The following is a 16,969-nucleotide window of genomic DNA, read 5'->3' as shown; positions in this document are numbered from 1 at the left end:
TGTGCACAAATCGTAATGTGGCGAGAAAGCTGACCACGGGGCAAGGGCGACCATATTTTGAAGTGGTTGATGATGAATATCCGACCGAGCGTATCCAGTGTGTGGTTGTTCCGTCTGCGACCATCCGCCCGCCTCTGCGGGAACGCGGTTACTGGCGTTTGATTTCTCACCTCAATCTTAACCACCTGTCCCTGAGTCAGGGGGGAGGCTCCGTAGAAGCGCTTAAAGAGATTCTGCGCTTGTACGATTTCAGAGACTCCGCCAGTACACGCAATATGATCGACGCGATTGCTGCGATTCATACTAAGCCCGTTACGTCGCCCGTTCAGGTGGATGGCATGGTGTCTTTGTGTCGCGGAACACAGATTGATCTCGAACTGGACCCAGTAATGCTTGCGGGAACGAGCCCGCTTATGTTCGCCAGTGTTATGGAGCGTTTCTTCGGTCTGTACGGGTCGATTAATTCGTTTACCAAGTTAACCGTAACGCTTAATGGAAAAGATGGGGAGTTTAAGCGATGGCCACCGCGCGCCGGCGAAAAAGCCTTAATCTGATTGAGCAATTGCAGAGCGAGCCACAACGCTTCGATTTTTTTCAGGCGGTGCGTTTGCTTGAGTCTGCATCACAGCAGAATACCGAGGATGACGATGTTGCCGATGCGTCTGTCGGTGGATTAGCGCGTCCGGATCAGGAGGCGGTTCACTTTACGTCTCGAAATTCGCTGGCCTTCAATGGTTCTGACGTCACCAAGGTATCTCAGAAACGCATTCACAGTCACGACTCTGAGGAAAACCCTGCACTGCAATGGCAGGTCGAAGTCGCCATGATGGGGCTGACGGGTAGTCAGGGGGTGATGCCTTACTATCTGAGTGAGACGGTAATTTCTGAGCTGAGACAGAAAAATCCGGCTTTGAAAGATTACCTCGACCTGTTTAATCATCGCACTATTTCGTTGTTTTATGAGGCATGGCACAAGTACCAGATGGGCCCTTCGTTCGAGAGGACAGTCAGAGAGGGGACTGAAAAGAAAGACCTGTTTACTGATGCTTTATTGTCGTTGGCGGGGCTGGGTATTCCCGAGTTACGTTATCGCTCCACCATGCCGGATGAACCAATTGCTCAGTATGCCGCTCACTTTGCCCGTGGAATCTGTTCAGCTGAGTCTTTAAGGAGCAGTATTGCAGGCATGTTTGGTCTTGAAACCTATATCGAGCAGTTTAATGGCTCATGGTACGACTTACCTGAAGACGCACGCTGCCGGCTCCCGGACGAGGATCACCCTCATGGCGTGAATAATGCGCTGGGTGTCAGCACGGTCATGGGCACCCGTTGTTATCAGGCACAAAGTAAATTTACCGTTATTACCGTGCCGCACAATGAAGAAGAGTTTCATAGCCTGGCGCCAGGGTCTCGCGGTCTTGAAGAATTAAAATCATTTATTCGTATGAGCGTTGGCGAAGAGCAGGACTTTGATATTGAAGTGAAGCTGGACGCCAGATATTTTCCGCTTGACGATTTATTCGACCCAACTAAGTCTGAACCTTTACTTGGTTGGAATACTTATATGAACCCAGAAAAGATAAAAGAAAACGCGTTATCAGTCAGGCTATCCCAACACGTGCCTGTTCCGGATGATGCATTACCGATGGCTTACTAATCGCACGGATCACATGGATTCAATAATTTCAGAGATGAACGAGGAATAAACCCATGATTAACATCAATCTGAAGTCGCTGGTCGACAAAATGTCGCCCTATATGAGGGACTCGCTCGAAGGAGCAGCAGGTCTGTGTCTTGCTCACAGCCAGTACAATGTTGAACTCGAACATTGGTTGCTGAAACTCCTCGATATCTCTGACACCGATTTTGTTACCTTGCTGGAAAAACATGACGTTAATCCTGGGAGTGTCGCCAAACAACTGGCCGGTACGATCTCGCGTTTCCGTTCAGGCAGCAGTCGTCCGGCTGCTCTCGCCCCAAGTATTGTCGAAGCCGCTAAGAACGCCTGGATGCTGGCTTCAGTCGACTACGCACAACCCGTCGTCAGCTCAGGTCACCTGCTTGCGGCCTTGCTGTTAGAAGACAGCACGCGTCGTCAGCTCCTTGAAAGCTGCCCTGAGTTAAAAGAGATTGCGCCAGAATCTATCCGTGAAACTGCCCGCGCTATTTTCGGCACCACTGGCGAGACCGATTCACTGGTTCGTGGTAATGAACCAGGCTCAGAAGGCGGCCAGGCAGGCCCTGTGTCTGCGTCTAAAACGCCAGCGCTTGATAAGTACACAGTGAACTTAACGGAGCGTGCTCAGAGTGGTCAGATTGACCCGGTACTTGGCCGTGATGAAGAGATTCGTCAGTGCATCGACATCCTGACCCGCCGTCGTCAGAACAACCCGATCATGACGGGTGAAGCCGGTGTCGGTAAGACCGCAGTGGTTGAAGGCTTCGCTTTGCGTATTGCCGCGGGTGACGTGCCTGAACCGCTGAAAGGTGTTGCTGTACGTACTCTCGACCTTGGCTTGCTGCAAGCAGGTGCGAGCGTGAAAGGCGAATTTGAGAACCGTCTTAAATCTGTTATTGAAGAAGTCCGTGCTTCCGTCACTCCGATTATTCTGTTCATCGATGAAGCGCACACCATGATTGGCGCGGGCGGAAAAGAAGGACAGGGCGATGCAGCAAACCTTCTGAAACCTGCACTGGCACGTGGCGAGCTGCGCACTATTGCTGCGACGACCTGGGCTGAATACAAAAAATATTTTGAGCGTGACCCAGCGTTGACCCGTCGCTTCCAGGTTGTAAAAGTTGAAGAACCATCGGAAGAGAAAGCGATCGATATGATGCGAGGCATCGCTCAGTCTCTGCAGGATCACCATAAGGTCCGTATTCTGGACGAAGCCATTATCGCTTCTGTGACTTTATCTCATCGCTATATTCCGGGTCGTCAGCTTCCGGATAAATCGGTCAGCCTGCTGGATACCGCGTGTGCACGTGTAGCACTCAGCCAGTCGGCGACACCGGGTGCGATTGAAGATGCTCAGCGTCGTATTCAACGAGCGGAAACAACCATAGGTAAACTGGAGCGGGAAGCGGCGGCGACGGGAGAGCATACCGAACGTCTGGCTGATCTGTACGCAGAAAAACAGAATGCAGAGACCTTGTTAGCTGATCTGAATACTCAGTACGAACAGGAAACCGCATTGATTACTCAGATCCGCGAGTGTCGTGACCAGATCGACCAGAACTTTATGGCAGATGCTGACAACAAACTGTCAGACAGCGATGCCGATGCGCTTAAAACTCAACTGAAGGCGCTTACCGCTGAACTGAGTGGCATTCAGGGGGATGCACCTCTGATGCAAGCGAATGTTGATGAGCAGGCTATCGCTGAGGTGATCGCCAACTGGACAGGTATTCCGGTCGGTAAAATGGTCAGTGATCAGATTACTGCGGTACAGACACTTGCTGATCGCTTGGGCCAGCGTGTTATTGGTCAGCCACATGCGCTGGAAGCAATCGCACAGGTCATCCGGACCTCGCGTGCTGGTTTAACTGATCCGCGTAAGCCAATGGGCGTTTTCCTGTTCTGTGGTACGTCGGGTGTGGGTAAAACAGAAACGGCTCTTGCACTGGCGGATGAGTTATTTGGCGGTGAGCAGAATATCACCACCATCAACATGTCTGAATTTAAAGAAGAGCATAAAGTTTCTATGCTTCTTGGTTCACCTCCGGGGTATGTGGGTTATGGCGAAGGCGGTGTACTGACCGAAGCTGCACGCCGTAAGCCGTACTCCGTCATCCTGCTGGATGAGATGGAGAAGGCACACCCAGGCGTTCAGGACATTTTCTACAACCTGTTCGATAAAGGTACGATCAAAGACGGTGAAGGCCGGGATATCGACTTTAAGAATACCATCATCATCATGACGTCGAACGCGGGTGAAGATGCGATTCGCGCTATCTTCAATCAGGTTGAAGAGAAACCAGAGCCTGAAGTATTGCTTGATAATATCCGTCCGCATTTACTTCAGCACTTCAAGCCGGCATTCATGGGTCGTGCGAATACCATCGCATACTACCCACTGGATGATGAGAACCTGATGCAGATCGCAGCGATCAACATGCGTCGCATCGAGAAGCGCCTCACCGAGAAATACGGTGCGGAATTCAGCTACGACGAAGATGTACTCATCAATATCGTCGCACGTTGTCAGGAATCCGATACCGGTGCTCGTAACATCGAAACCATCCTCAACCGTACCGTGCTGCCGGCGCTGGCATCAGAGTGCTTAGCGAAGATGGCCGAAGGCGAAGAAGTTACTAAGGTGCACATTGGTGCCACCGAAGACGGTGACTTTACTTATCAGGTAAGCTGATTATCGGTAGGAAAAAAAAACGGGGCGAAAGCCCCGGTTTTTATATCGATTTTCCATTAACCAAAACAGCATCGAGAATTTTCTGGGCTTGCTCACTGACTTTTCGGTGTAGTCTTTCAAATAGATTTCTAATAAAGGCCAAGGTAGCATCTGCTGCTTCAATGGTCCTTCTCATTCCAAGCAACTCAGCGATTTTTCTGAGCAGCGAAAGTACAAGCGTGGACAGATGTTTGGTTAGGTCTATCCCCTTTCTTAAAACGTAAGCCAATTGATCCAGAAGTGTAAACGATCCAGTCAATCCCGCTCCAACCGCGCTTCCTATACCTTTTGCTACTTTTAGTAGTACATAGTTAATAGCCTTATCTAAATACTCAAGATTTGTCGGGGTAAAGCTAACTGGCGACTTATTATTAAGCCAAGGCTCAATTTCGGTAGGCTGCAAGTGTTCATATTTCAGCCCTCTCAATGCTGGCCACTTTTTACCTTCGACGGAGTCTTTATACAACTCCATATCGTGTGCTGCTAAGGCTGCAAAATTACCTGAACTAGGCAGGAAATAGTCATAGTCTGCACCTGTAGTTACCGGAACATGCATAAAAGGCCAGCATGGGATGCATGGAATCAGGTCAGTGCGGTGATAAGCTCGGTATATATTCTGTGGACCAATTTTCCTTGTGAATTCATCGGAAAAGTTCCTCAGGCCAACTCGGGGAGAGCCAAATGTATAGCATTTTACTGGTAGAGTAGGATATTTGGATTTTGAGTATTCAGTACATAGAGTGGCGAGGGCGCCACCAAGGCTATGGCCTATGATATGAAGCTGTTCGATATTTCGTTTACCGCATTCAATCAAAAATGGGTCTATTTGGCTCTTCATTGAATTGAATGATTCAGAAAATCCATTATGAACCGGGTGGCCATATGAGGATCTTTGTGTAATCCCTACGCTTGCATCAGTTAGAATATCTGCGGCGAATTTTTTGTTTGTACCTCGGAATACTATGAAAGCGTGGCCCTTATAGCCCGATTCCTTCCCGAATGCTGTTAGCCCCATACCTGTTTGAGATTTAAGGAAAAATAAGGAACCCGTAGTTCCCTTTAGAATTGGCAGGGTGGAACAATCAGTATTTTTACCAAGTCTAGGTGGCTCTGGAAGCTCTAGGTAACCTTCGTGTAAATCGTAAAAGGTTTCATATCCGAATCCGGTATTATCGGCTGTAACAAGATAGTAGATATCGTTCGCTATCTCTGCGGCCATCAGTGGTGGAAATTCCATAATTATATAATCCCTTGCAAATGTATGGATATTACTCTGGTGGTAAAATTATTTTCTTCCTGTCGTGTTCAGCATCCCACTTACACCTAGAAGAAAAGGCATTTCCTTCAATTCTGAACCGGATTGGATCATCGCTTAATTCGCAGCTTATTATCCAAGGTTTACCCCGTGATTCTGAAAATTCACTCTCTTTACGTTTGATTCCCTCTAATAGTTGGTATTCCATCCCATCTACATAAACATAAAGCGTCTGTGGGGAAACAAACTGACTGGGAACGAACTTCCTGATTGCATTGGAAATGGATGTGTCGAAAACAGAAGGCATGCTGAAGTAGCCATTTTCATCCGTCTTTGACTCGTCAATCCGTTCGTCTGAAACTCTCTTTATTCTTGCATTTGCAACTGGCTTGCCATTGAGCGTGATCGTGCCGGATATTGCTGAGAATAAGCACGTTTTATTGTTCTTTGACATCGCGTTAGCCCCTACGAATGCAATTATTAATACGATAAAAAGAGAAAGCTTCACCATTCACCCGCCCACCAAAACGGTCGGGCAGCCCAATACAATCTTACCGCCGTGAGCTGTTGAGTCGCCCATCCGTGCTGCAGGCTTATTGCTCATCAGGACGGTTGTACTGCCCATGACAATAGAGTCGGGAGGCCCAACGCAGACACACATACTGCCCAGAGTCGCGGCAGGCATATTACCGATGAGCACTGTAGGTGCACCGGGAGAGACAATAGGGCCGCCAACGTGCGGTACCGGACCAGATGACATCGGGCAGACGTGCATGTCAGTGATGCGTGAGGCTGGCTTTCCCATGATCAGGCTCCTTCGATCATGCCGTTTCCGCCACGGGCAAGATCGATGCCCTGAGCGAGAAACAGCTTATAGTTGTCTTCAATTTTTTCCGGGTCGATCGTGGCTGAAGCGAGTGTGATGCTGCCGGCCACTGCATGGGCGTATAGGTAGGCTGGTGGTGGTACCTCAGGTTCGCCCGGTGGGGTCATGCTTCCGGTACACCAACTTGCTGCAGTGGCCGCCCAGCTGGCTGCAGTTTTGTACTGTGTTTTTTCACCGAGTTCTTTGCAGCGCTGGCGATGGTCTTCTGTGGGTTTTCGAGCCCAGGTTTCGGTCGCCAACAGGGCATTAATGTTGTGTTCGTCGGTGTCTGGCTTTTGGGCTTTTCTCGCAGCGAGGCAGGCCCACCAGACTGCCTCTCGCTTAGGTAGGCCGTGGGCCAGTAGTTTGATGGCATCCTGGTAGTAACCTGCTTCCATCAAGCGCTCGATACTGATCTGCGGCGCTGTATCAGGAATCACGACATCAGCGGCCTCCGGCTCAGTTAATTCAAATTCTTTGAGCAGTTCGTCGGCAGTCAGCGCCTGTATTTTTATCAGCTGAGTCATGCTGTTACCACTTAGTTAATTTTGGTCAGGGCACCCTTCACCGTGAGTATGCCGCCGGCTGATACTTCGCCAATAGCGCTGGCTTTGGCTTTAAGCATGGTGCCTTTAATCTGAACGCCGCTCTGGTCGATTTTTATGCTGTTAGCGCCGACTTTCAGTTCGATTGAGGTCTTGGAGGTAATCTTAATCGCGCCCATAGCATCGATTGTTGACGTACCTTTGCTGACTTTCAGGCTATGGTTGCCTGAGTCGACTTTGGTCGTCTGATTGCCTTTCGATACGGTCAGTGAATCGTTGCCTTTACTGACGGTTGCTGTGCGATTCTGTTCGACGGTCAGCTTCTGGTCGTTCTTAACGGTGACGGTCTGATCGTTTTCGACGGTGCCGGTCTGGTCATTGTGAATGATCCAGTTGTGATCTTTACCGGCTTCCATATAAATTTCTTCGCTGCCTTTTTTATCGTCAAAGCGCAGTTCGTTAAATTCACTGTCTTTGACCATGGTTTTCCAGCCGCTTTGCGTCGATGTGTAGTTCGGACCTGCGTTGGTTCCGTTATAAACAGCCCCTGTTACCAGCGGGCGATCAGGGTCGCCATTGATGTAGCTGATGACTACTTCCTGGTCGACGCGCGGAACGAAGTTCGCACCCCAGCCTTTACCAGCGAATTGCTGTACGACTCGTACCCAGCAAGAGTTCTGGGCACTGTTCCATGGGAAGGTAACTTTTACCTGGGTGAAAGTGTCTTTGGAGCTGTCACTGCCTGTGGCTTTTACTTCACATACGGTTGCGACCTGAGGCGCATGAACTTGGCGTCGGTAGGCGTCGTGCTGAGGCCTGACCAAAGTATCTGATGGAACGCAGCTGAAACGGTTCGAGTTCTGGGTTGATTCGCCATTACCATCGCGGGCAATGATGCTGAGGTGAGTCACCAGGTACTTACCTGTTTCGCTGGAAATAGGGTGTTCAAGTTCAAAACGTGCACCCGCCGATAGGGCTATGATATTGCTCGTACCCTGTGCAACGTCGAACCCTGCCTCAACGGCTTCCATGCTGTTCTCAGCGAAGGACTTACTCTTAGCATCGATGAGAGTGTGCTCGCTATCTCCCTCGGGCTCCAAGTGGAAAGCACCATATCCCTGGGTAGTCAGACCTGAAATTTTATTCAGGTCTGATTTGGTTTTAACTGTCTGCTTGTGATCTTTACTCGTCGTGTTCTCGGAGTAATCACGGAATTCGAATGCATTTGTATGGTAATTAAAGGTCCGCTGCCAGCTGTGCACGGATGGAATGTCTGGCTGAACACCGCCGCCATCATATTCTGCTTTGGCCGCGCCTGAGTCGACGAAGTCCTGTGCATCATCGACAAAGATAAGTTCATGTTCACCGTCTTTGTGTGTGAAGTAGTAGCTGATGCCTTCTTCTGCGAGCAGGCGTGATACAAAGGCAAAGTCCGTTTCTTCAAACTGAACGCAGTATTCACGTTCGGCAAACTTGCCTTTGGTATTCAGCTTGAATGAGACAAGCTTGCTGTATTCTTTCAGAACTTCTTCGATGATCTTATCGGCAGTTTTCTTTTGGAAGATCCTGTTTTTCGCACCGAGTGTTGTGAACCATAGCCCTGGCACTACCTCAGCACGATATCGACGTAATCCTTCGTCGTTAACATCAAGCATTGCCAGGTGGTTGATGTAGCCGTGAATATAGCGTGATTCTTTCGTCTTTTCTGATTGCAGGCTGATAGTAACGTCTTTACCGAGAAGGTCTTTCTGAGCGATCTCGTGGTTGTCAGAATATAAGTCGAGGTGGAAGTGGAAAAGGTCTGAAATATATTCGTCACCGGTCAGCTCTGACACAATCATTGCGTCTTTACCTAACGGAGTCGTTATCTGAATAAGGCGGTTGTTCTGACTGAGTGCCGTCATGCTATATCACCACTGCGTTTGTGATGGGTAGCGTAATGAGGGGGCTACGCTTCCACTTGCGTTAGAATCCTTTAGAACAGAGCAGCCTGTTGCAGGCTGCCCTGAGATGTAATGGGGTTAGGATACCCTATTACAGTGGTTTTGCAGTAGTCAGGTCGTAACCAACCTTCATGTTCTTAGTATTCTTGTTGGTCTTATCAGCGTGAGTCAGGTCAGCTTCGATTTTTGCGAAGCTCAGAGAGATAGACTCAGCTGGAGCACCGCCAGCTGCAGCGCTGATGCTGTAAGAAGAGATGATTACTTCTTCCAGAGTGTAGACAGCGTACTTTTCTACTTTCTCTGCACCAGTCTGAACAACGTGGATTTCTACCTTAACACCAGCGTCACCAGTAACAGATGACTTGAACAGGCCACCTGAAGCAGCGTCCAGTGGCTTAGTTACAGTCACTTCGCTGATGCTTGGACGAGATGCTTCACGGTTAGACATTGCACCCGCTTGCATGGTGATTGAGCGGCCAACGCCGAAGCTCATGCTATCAACTTCAATCCAGTTCTCGTAACCAGCAGCAGTTACGTTACCTTGTGGGTTGTTGCCGTTGAAATTCATGTAGATAGCCATTTAACAATTCCTCTGTATTTAGTTAAAGATTTCCTTCAAGCCTTGGCTGTGCGGGCTGATTTTCAGCGCTTAAACCACGGCCATATGGCAAGTGAGGCCAAGTTAAACAGATTAGACCCGAGACGAAAACCCCTGATTTTTTATTATTTATTCGACTCTGGCACGAATTTATAGCAGTTACTTTCACGAGGCTGGCTGCAGACAGACAGGGCCTTTAACTACATGGGAGAAGCCAGTGATCAGTGAGCGGTTTGACTCTGACACGATTTATTAAAAGAAATTTTTTGCGATGATCGAGAAAATTACAATGATGCGTAATATTACGCCACTGGGCGTATTCGCCGATTAAGCGGTGGTGGGTTTTGACTTCTTCTTCGGGCGGCCACGCTTAAGTGGGCGTACCCGGTGGTTGGCAATTTTTTCAATTTTCTCGGTGAACTGATCTCCGCCGAGTACCTGGCCGAGTTTGATGGTTTCAGCAATATAGGTAAGCAGTCCGCGGTCGAATTCATAGCGGAATAGCTTACTGTACTCATTGGCACGCTCTTCGTAGGTATCGCCGAGCGCAAGGTACAGCCGGTGGTCCTCAAGAATTTTGCTCTTCTTTCGCCCAGTGTGGTGGTTGAAACTTGACCACTCGTAAAGCTCAGGACTCTCGACAATCCCTTCATGCATGGGTTTCAGTTCAACGTAGCGATAGCAGGTAAGCAGGTAGGCCTCGGAATCAATGACGCTGGACTTATAGCGGCCACCCCATAAGGTGCCCGAGCGCTGGTAACGGTGATTGACGTATTGAACGTAGCGACGGCCAAGTGACTGCATCATGGATGAAATTCCATTTGCGATGTTCGGTGTGGCAACCATCTGAATCGCATTGGGCATTAATACATAGGCATGAAGATCGACATCGTATTGCTCAGCCGCCTTCTGCAATGACGCCAGATAAAATTCGTAATCTTCGTCATCGAAGAAGCAATTCAGGTTGTTGTGGCCGACCTGAATGATGTGCTGGGGGATGTTGGCGATGTTGATACGCGGCAGTCTTGCCATGTCGAGTATGTGTCCCTGCTGACGGTGATTCCCTGAAGTTTCAGACGCTGCCACGCTGAAGTGAGGCCAATTATGCTGAACAGGTGTTGCAAAATCAACCAGAGGCGAATCAGGAAAAATTCTGTCACCGCTCAGCTTTTTTTGTTTTAATCGCTCGAGTCCACACAGAGCCGCTGTATCCGCAGCCTGCCCGGAGGGCGAGTGCTCTGTTCACTTGAGATATGGAAAATGGAATGAGCAGAAGCGTCTCTCTTGCAGTAAATGGTCGCACGGATATCGGCCAGATCAGGGAGGAAAATGAGGATGCAATTACGTGGTTTGCTCATCCTGATCAGCCATTCGCGTACGTTGTTGTGGCCGACGGTATGGGTGGTTACAGCGGTGGCGCGCTTGCCAGCCGGATTGCCATTCAGACGATCAGTCTTTGTTTCAGTCAGCTGATTACCCCGACGTTCCTTGCTTGTACCCCTGAGCAACAGAAACTGATGATTCAGTCTGCGGTTCGTAGCGGCATTCACAAGGCCAACTTGTCTATCATTGAAGCGAAAGCGGAGAACCCGGATTTTTCTCACATGGGAACGACGGTGGTTCTCTCTGTGGTGTGGCAGGATCAACTCACGGTGGCCCATGTTGGCGATTCCCGTGCGTATCACTGGAGCCTAAAGGGGCTGACGCAGCTGACCCGTGACCATAGCGTGGTTCAGGAAATGATTGATGCGGGTACGCTCACCGAGGAAGAGGCCAGAACCAGCGATGTGCGTAACCACATCACCCGTGCACTGGGGGTTCAGGAGGATGTAGAGCCCGACCTCAAAACCTACCGTTTAACTGAAAGTGCATTGCTGATGCTCTGTTCTGATGGCCTGACTGAGTATTTCGATAACGCCGAGCTGCAACATGTTCTGGCAACGCACCGTCCAGCACTCGAGTGTTGCTACCGCTTAATTGATGATGCGAATCACAGTGGTGGCCGCGATAATATCAGTGTCGGGATGCTTGAGGTTACCGTGGGTCCGAATCAGTCTGTAGCGCCTGTTATCTCAGTACCGAGTGGGCAGGGTGAAGATACGACCGTTCGCAGAAATCAGCCTCGTTCCGGGGAATAACTCTGTTGAGTGGCTACTCAATAATATAAATTCCCATTTCAGCCCTGCCTGACTTTCTGTCCGGCGAGCCTCTTTGCTGTGTGATTCTCTTTGGGTAAACTCCCGTTCAGAGATCGAATTCGTCTTTTATGTGTTTTAACAGGCCGGTATTCAAGCTCTGATCATGTTGCTATAATGCCGCCGATTTTTACCGGGTGTGGCGTCAATATAGCGTTGATAAGGCCCGATTTATGCGGCTCTGCCCCGAGCAGACCCTAAACGGATTGCAATTTCAGTAGGGCAAGGATGTCTCAGAATTTTCCTCATAGAGATCGTTACGTGGGCCGCTTCCCGGCTCTACTGCTTCTTGTTAAAACACAGATGTGTGCGGCCATGCCTGCACGTTTAAGGAACAGGGATATGTTGATTCATTCCAGCCTGGGTGCGTCCGTGCGCCGGGGTGTTACGTTGTCGTTACTGTCACTTTTTGCTTCTGGCGTGGTCCAGGCTGCAGACCCGGTCGTTCCCGGTGTTTCTGCGCAACAGGCATCTTCTTTACGTGATGTGTTTGGTATTAATGCGCCTGATGATCAGCCGGACGCAGATGAAGACTTCCGTCAGCGCTCTCGTCAGAAAGATCTGATGCCAAGCACGGATGGCGATATCCCAGATATTAATGACCGTGATGCGGGCCCCCGTATTCTTGTAAACAAATTCGCTTTTGAACGCCTGGAAGAGTTTCCTGAGTTTGGTATCACGCGCGAAGGTGTGTTGGCTGAGGCTGAACGTTTGCGCATCGTTTATATGAAGGAAGATCAGCGTGGTGATGCTGGTTATACGCCGGATGAACTTCGTGAGATCACGGCATATCTGCGCGACATTGGCAGTGATTCAGACGTTGATGACCTGACTCATGAAGATATGCAGGCGCTGATTGAGTTAATCCGTGATCAGAAACGGAGCCGCGGCCTTAGTTTTGCCGATCTGGAAGAAATTGCGAACCTGCTGACGATTTATTACCGCAAGCGCGGGCTGTTTCTGGCGCGTGTGCTTTTGCCAGCACAGGAAGTTGAGAACGGCGTAGTGACTTTTACTGTGATGGAAGGGCGCCTTGGTCAGCTTGAAGCTCTGGGTAATGAGCGTTACAGCGAGGAGCTGCTTGAGTCTCCGTTGGAGCATATCGTTGGTGGCATCGTAACCAGCCAGCAGGTTGAAGAAGCGCTTTATATTCTTAATGATCTGCCCGGCATGACACTGACCGGTGCATTCAGTGCGGGTAGTAATCCAGGTGAAACACGGCTTCGCCTGGTGGTTCGTGAGGAAGATGATTTCTCCTATCTCGTGCGTTTCGATAATCACGGTGCACTGTTTACAGGTAAAGCTCGTGCATACGGCAATATGCAATGGCACAATCCAGCGGGCATTGGCGACAACCTGAGCATAGGCCTGCTACGTTCTGAAGATATCGGCCAGAATGATTCGGGTGATGGTCTTGCAGATGATATTGGTACGCGCGAGGCGCACAGTAACCTGGGACAGATCAGTTACTCTCTGCCTGTATTTAACCTGCGCAACCGGGTGACGATCAGTGCCGACCGAAATACCTTTGATCTTGTCGATGAAGATGGCGGCATTATCAATGCCCTGGAAATCAGCGGTGTAAATACTACCTACGCACTTCGTTATGACTATCAGATTCGCCGTACCCGTGACTTTAATATGTCGACTGGACTGGCAGTTACCGATAAAACCTCAACGGTAGAGAGTTATATCGATTTTCTGTCGACCGAAGATCACGTCGTCGCGGGTGAGTGGAACTTCTACATAGATGGCCTGAGTCAATCGGGTATTCGTATGCTCAACACCGCGAATCTCCGCGTTCAGTACGGTAGCTTCCAGACCGACGTTGTTGAGGGCGCTGATGAAAATTATGTGCGCACGGCGATTGATACCAGCTCGCTGTTCTTTATACCTCTCCCATTTACTGAGAAATACAGCCGCTTACTGACCAGCGTCCGCCTTCAGCATACTGACCAGTCGCTCCCTTCGTTTGAGCAATTCAGTATGGGCGGCTCAACGGGCGTTCGCGGTTTTCAGGTCGGCGACTTCTCTGCTGATAAATCCGCATTTATAAGCAACGAGTGGTACTTCGACCTCCCTGAGTGGAATCTCTTCGGTAGAAATACGCTCAATGATGTATTCCAGGCCGGTATTTTATTTGATCTAGCATACGGCATTCAGAACGGCGGCTTCATAACGGACAGCGGTACATTGGCAGAAGACGAATGGGCACAAATGAGTGCCGCTGGCCTTGTATTTAAAGCAACCTGGGGGTCGACCTTCAGCAGTAAAGTGTCTGTTGCTACCCCAGTATACGGCAAGTCGAGCCTGGACCCACAGGATGGTGACGCCAGTACCGAACCACTGAATAACAATCCTGATGCCATCGAAGTATTCGCTGACATCAACTTTTATTTCTGACGCACAAAAGCGCAGCGCCGGCGACCAGACAGCCGGTACACATGGATAAGCTACCGGAGGGCTCAGCCCTTCTTGCAATGAGAGCAGTGACAATGACCCACTACACGAAAAAACGCATTGAGACCGTATCAAACAGTTTCAGAAAAAATGCCCTGAGCGTTGCTATATCAGCTTTGAGTACCACCCTTGCCGGGGTGCGTGATGGCCTGAAAGGTGGGGTGTATGTCACTTTAATTGCAGGGCAAGTAGTCGCGCCGGTTGCGTGGGCTGAGCTACCGACGGGCCTTACAAATGTACAAGGGGGAACAGTTGATGCAGGCGCTGGTAATAATGCGACAAGCGCGACATACGATGTCACTGGTAGCCGCGTTTCTGCTGACTGGACGAGCTTTGGAATTTCCTATGGGTCGTCGGTGACATTCAATCAACAAAATACGAATGCAATACTTGTAAACCAGGTAACCGGCAATTCTTTATCGAATATAGCGGGTCAACTAAACGCTAATGGTCAAATCATCCTTGTAAACCCCAATGGCGTTACGCTCGCTGGCACATCCGCGATCAATGTAAATAGCCTTGCAGTAGCGGGTTTTTCTGGTGGCGGTGACCTTGCTGATTTCTTAGATGGAACAATAGATAATCTGGACCTAGGCTCGGGATCGGGCGTCATTACGATTCAAGATGGCGCAAATTTGAGTGGTATCGATCAGGGAGTTGTCCTGGTTGGTGGTTCAGTTCTTAACGGAGCAGATATTACCGTTTCCGATTTTATAGGTATGGGCGCGGGTACGAATGGTGCGGTTACTTTTGACTCTAATGGTATTGTTAGCTTCGAAGTATCAGGTAATGTCGGCAGTGCCATCGGCTTAAATGGCATCAGTAGTACGGGGGCTTTGGAAGCCCAGCAGATTTTTCTGACGGCCCGCAATGCATCCGCGATATACAACAACGCCATTAACCTCGAAGGTACTGCGACAGCCTCATCGATTAATATCGATGGGGATACCGTTAGGCTGGGGGCGGAGGTCACTTTAAATGGCGTTTCAGCTAGCTTAGATATTGATAATGACGGAAGCGCTGTTACAGAGCTAACGATTGGTAATAGTGCATCAATCGACTTTGGTACTGACGGTCAGGCTATGGCTGTCGCGAGCAAAGTTACTATCGAGAATGGTAACACTACATTAAATAATGCTCAGCTAACTGGAGCTGACAATGAGATAACCCTCGGTACTGCAGACTTTTCTATCACTAGTGTTAACAACCTCAATCTCGCGAATGGTGCTCTCGAAGGTTCCGCCGGCACAGATACCTTCGAAGTAACCGGCGCTGCTCTGACGGCTAATGCTATCTCTGTCACCAATGCAGCGTCTGGCATTAATGCGGGCGATGGTGTTGATGTTCTGACCGTTAACGATACTAACTCAACGCTCACTGGCACTGACAATGAGATCGCTACCGCCAACTACGCGTTCTCGTCGGTTGAAACGGTAGACCTCGCTGATAATGCACTGACTGGTACGGCGAATGCCGATACCTTCGACGTGACTGGCGCAAATGCTTTGACCTCTGCGGACATCGATTTTACTAATGTTTCATCTGTGGATGCTGGCAATGGCGCTGACCAACTTAATACTACCGAAGCCACGCTTGTGGCAGGCACCAATGAAGCGTTGACCTCAAACAATATCAGTTTCACGGATATTGAGTCTGCCGACCTGGGCGATGGCACACTGACCGGTACTGCTAATGCTGATGCATTCGATGTCACGGGTGCTAATGCCATAACTTCTGCTGGTATCGACTTCACTAACGTTGAAGTCGTCAATGCAGATGATGGTGCTGACCAAGTGAGTACCGATGGTGCCGATGCGTCTCTGTTCGCAGAGTTAGGAAGTGCGGTGGATTATGCGCTCGAAACTCTGGGCATCACTTTCCGTGAGACAGAAAACGCAGACCTTAATGGGGGCACACTCGCCGGCAGCTCTGAAGCAGACAGCTTTGAAGTCACAGGCACAACTCTGACCGCCAACGAAATTAGTGTTACTAATGCAGCCTCAGCAATCGATGCTGGTACTGGTGATGATGCAATCACTGTTAATGATACCAACTCAACACTCACTGGTACTGACAACGAGCTGAACACAGCAAATTATCAGTTCACCTCTATCGAAAGTGCTGACCTAACAACCAAGGCTCTGACAGGTACGGCGAATGCGGATGCCTTCGATGTAACGGGTGCTAATGAGCTGACCTCTGCGGGTATCGATTTCACTAATGTTGCTTCGGTGGATGCCAACGACGGCGATGATCAACTGAATACTAGCGCCGCCGTGCTTGAAGCGGGCACTAACGAAGCGTTGACCTCAAGCAATATCAGTTTTACGGATATTGAATCTGCGGACCTTAGTGATGGCATACTAACAGGCACTTCTAATGCCGATACCTTCGATGTAACGGGTGCTAACTCGCTGACGTCTGCAGGCATTAACTTCAGTAACGTTGCAGCAGTCAACGCGGATGATGGTGTTGATCAGGTGAACACCGATGGTGCCGATGCGTCTCTGTTCGCAGAGTTGGGTAGTGCTGTTGATTACGCGCTCGAAACTCTGGGCATCATTTTCCGTGAGACAGAAAATGCGGATCTGAATGGCGGCACACTCGCCGGCAGCACTGAAGCAGACAGCTTTGAAGTGACTGGCACAACACTGACCGCTAACGAAATTAGTGTTACTAATGCAGCGTCAGCAATCGA

General features: G+C 49.6%; 13 protein-coding genes. 6 read left to right on the top strand and 7 right to left on the bottom strand.

What is annotated here, in order from left to right:
* From B2067_RS03945 to tssH, 3 genes are all read left to right on the top strand, one after another.
* A partial coding sequence (locus B2067_RS03945; RefSeq protein WP_301387530.1) for a type VI secretion system baseplate subunit TssF occupies positions 1-554 on the top strand: 554 nt, incomplete at its 5' end.
* Positions 518-1,657: a type VI secretion system baseplate subunit TssG gene (tssG, locus tag B2067_RS03940; RefSeq protein WP_068436251.1), complete on the top strand. Its 1,140-nt coding sequence runs from the start codon at positions 518-520 to the stop codon at positions 1,655-1,657. The genes B2067_RS03945 and tssG, both read left to right, overlap by 37 nt.
* A gap of 53 nt (positions 1,658-1,710) precedes the next feature.
* On the top strand, positions 1,711-4,371 hold the full coding sequence (gene tssH, locus B2067_RS03935) for a type VI secretion system ATPase TssH (protein WP_301376877.1): 2,661 nt from the start codon (positions 1,711-1,713) through the stop codon (positions 4,369-4,371).
* 40 nt (positions 4,372-4,411) lie between these two features.
* On the opposite strand, the gene B2067_RS03930 is transcribed toward tssH, so the two are convergent.
* The 7 genes from B2067_RS03930 to B2067_RS03900 form a co-directional block, all read right to left on the bottom strand.
* Positions 4,412-5,647, bottom strand: a complete 1,236-nt coding sequence (locus B2067_RS03930; protein ID WP_084188976.1) for a lipase family protein — start codon at positions 5,645-5,647, stop codon at positions 4,412-4,414.
* A gap of 31 nt (positions 5,648-5,678) precedes the next feature.
* Complete coding sequence (locus B2067_RS03925) at positions 5,679-6,176, bottom strand: DUF6795 domain-containing protein (protein WP_076516921.1); 498 nt, start codon at positions 6,174-6,176, stop codon at positions 5,679-5,681.
* A complete protein-coding gene (locus tag B2067_RS03920; protein ID WP_076516919.1) occupies positions 6,177-6,470 on the bottom strand; it encodes a PAAR domain-containing protein in 294 nt (97 codons plus the stop codon). It abuts the gene before it with no gap.
* Positions 6,471-6,472: 2 nt separating this feature from the next.
* Positions 6,473-7,057, bottom strand: a complete 585-nt coding sequence (locus tag B2067_RS03915) for a DUF6931 family protein (protein ID WP_068436241.1) — start codon at positions 7,055-7,057, stop codon at positions 6,473-6,475.
* 11 nt (positions 7,058-7,068) lie between these two features.
* Positions 7,069-8,979: a type VI secretion system Vgr family protein gene (locus B2067_RS03910; protein WP_076516917.1), complete on the bottom strand. Its 1,911-nt coding sequence runs from the start codon at positions 8,977-8,979 to the stop codon at positions 7,069-7,071.
* Between the two features lie 130 nt (positions 8,980-9,109).
* Complete coding sequence (locus B2067_RS03905; RefSeq protein WP_068436237.1) at positions 9,110-9,598, bottom strand: Hcp family type VI secretion system effector; 489 nt, start codon at positions 9,596-9,598, stop codon at positions 9,110-9,112.
* Between the two features lie 345 nt (positions 9,599-9,943).
* Positions 9,944-10,648: a transposase gene (locus B2067_RS03900; RefSeq protein WP_068436235.1), complete on the bottom strand. Its 705-nt coding sequence runs from the start codon at positions 10,646-10,648 to the stop codon at positions 9,944-9,946.
* Between the two features lie 233 nt (positions 10,649-10,881).
* Here B2067_RS03900 and B2067_RS03895 point away from each other — a divergent pair, with 233 nt between their 5' ends.
* The 3 genes from B2067_RS03895 to B2067_RS03885 form a co-directional block, all read left to right on the top strand.
* Positions 10,882-11,754 (top strand): Stp1/IreP family PP2C-type Ser/Thr phosphatase, encoded by an 873-nt coding sequence (locus B2067_RS03895; RefSeq protein WP_301376872.1) that lies wholly within the window; start codon positions 10,882-10,884, stop codon positions 11,752-11,754.
* Between the two features lie 399 nt (positions 11,755-12,153).
* The gene (locus tag B2067_RS03890; RefSeq protein WP_301387528.1) at positions 12,154-14,214 is read left to right on the top strand and encodes a ShlB/FhaC/HecB family hemolysin secretion/activation protein; all 2,061 of its coding nucleotides are present in this window, start codon (positions 12,154-12,156) and stop codon (positions 14,212-14,214) included.
* Positions 14,215-14,255: 41 nt separating this feature from the next.
* Positions 14,256-16,969, top strand: a 2,714-nt coding sequence (locus tag B2067_RS03885; protein WP_301387527.1) for a beta strand repeat-containing protein, incomplete at its 3' end; no start/stop codon positions are given.

The sequence above is a fragment of the Thalassolituus sp. UBA2590 genome, from assembly GCF_002339775.1.
Classification (GTDB): Bacteria; Pseudomonadota; Gammaproteobacteria; order Pseudomonadales; family Oceanobacteraceae; genus Thalassolituus.
The sequence above is the reverse complement of the archived record's forward strand: the minus strand, read 5'-3'. Positions and strand labels throughout refer to the sequence as shown.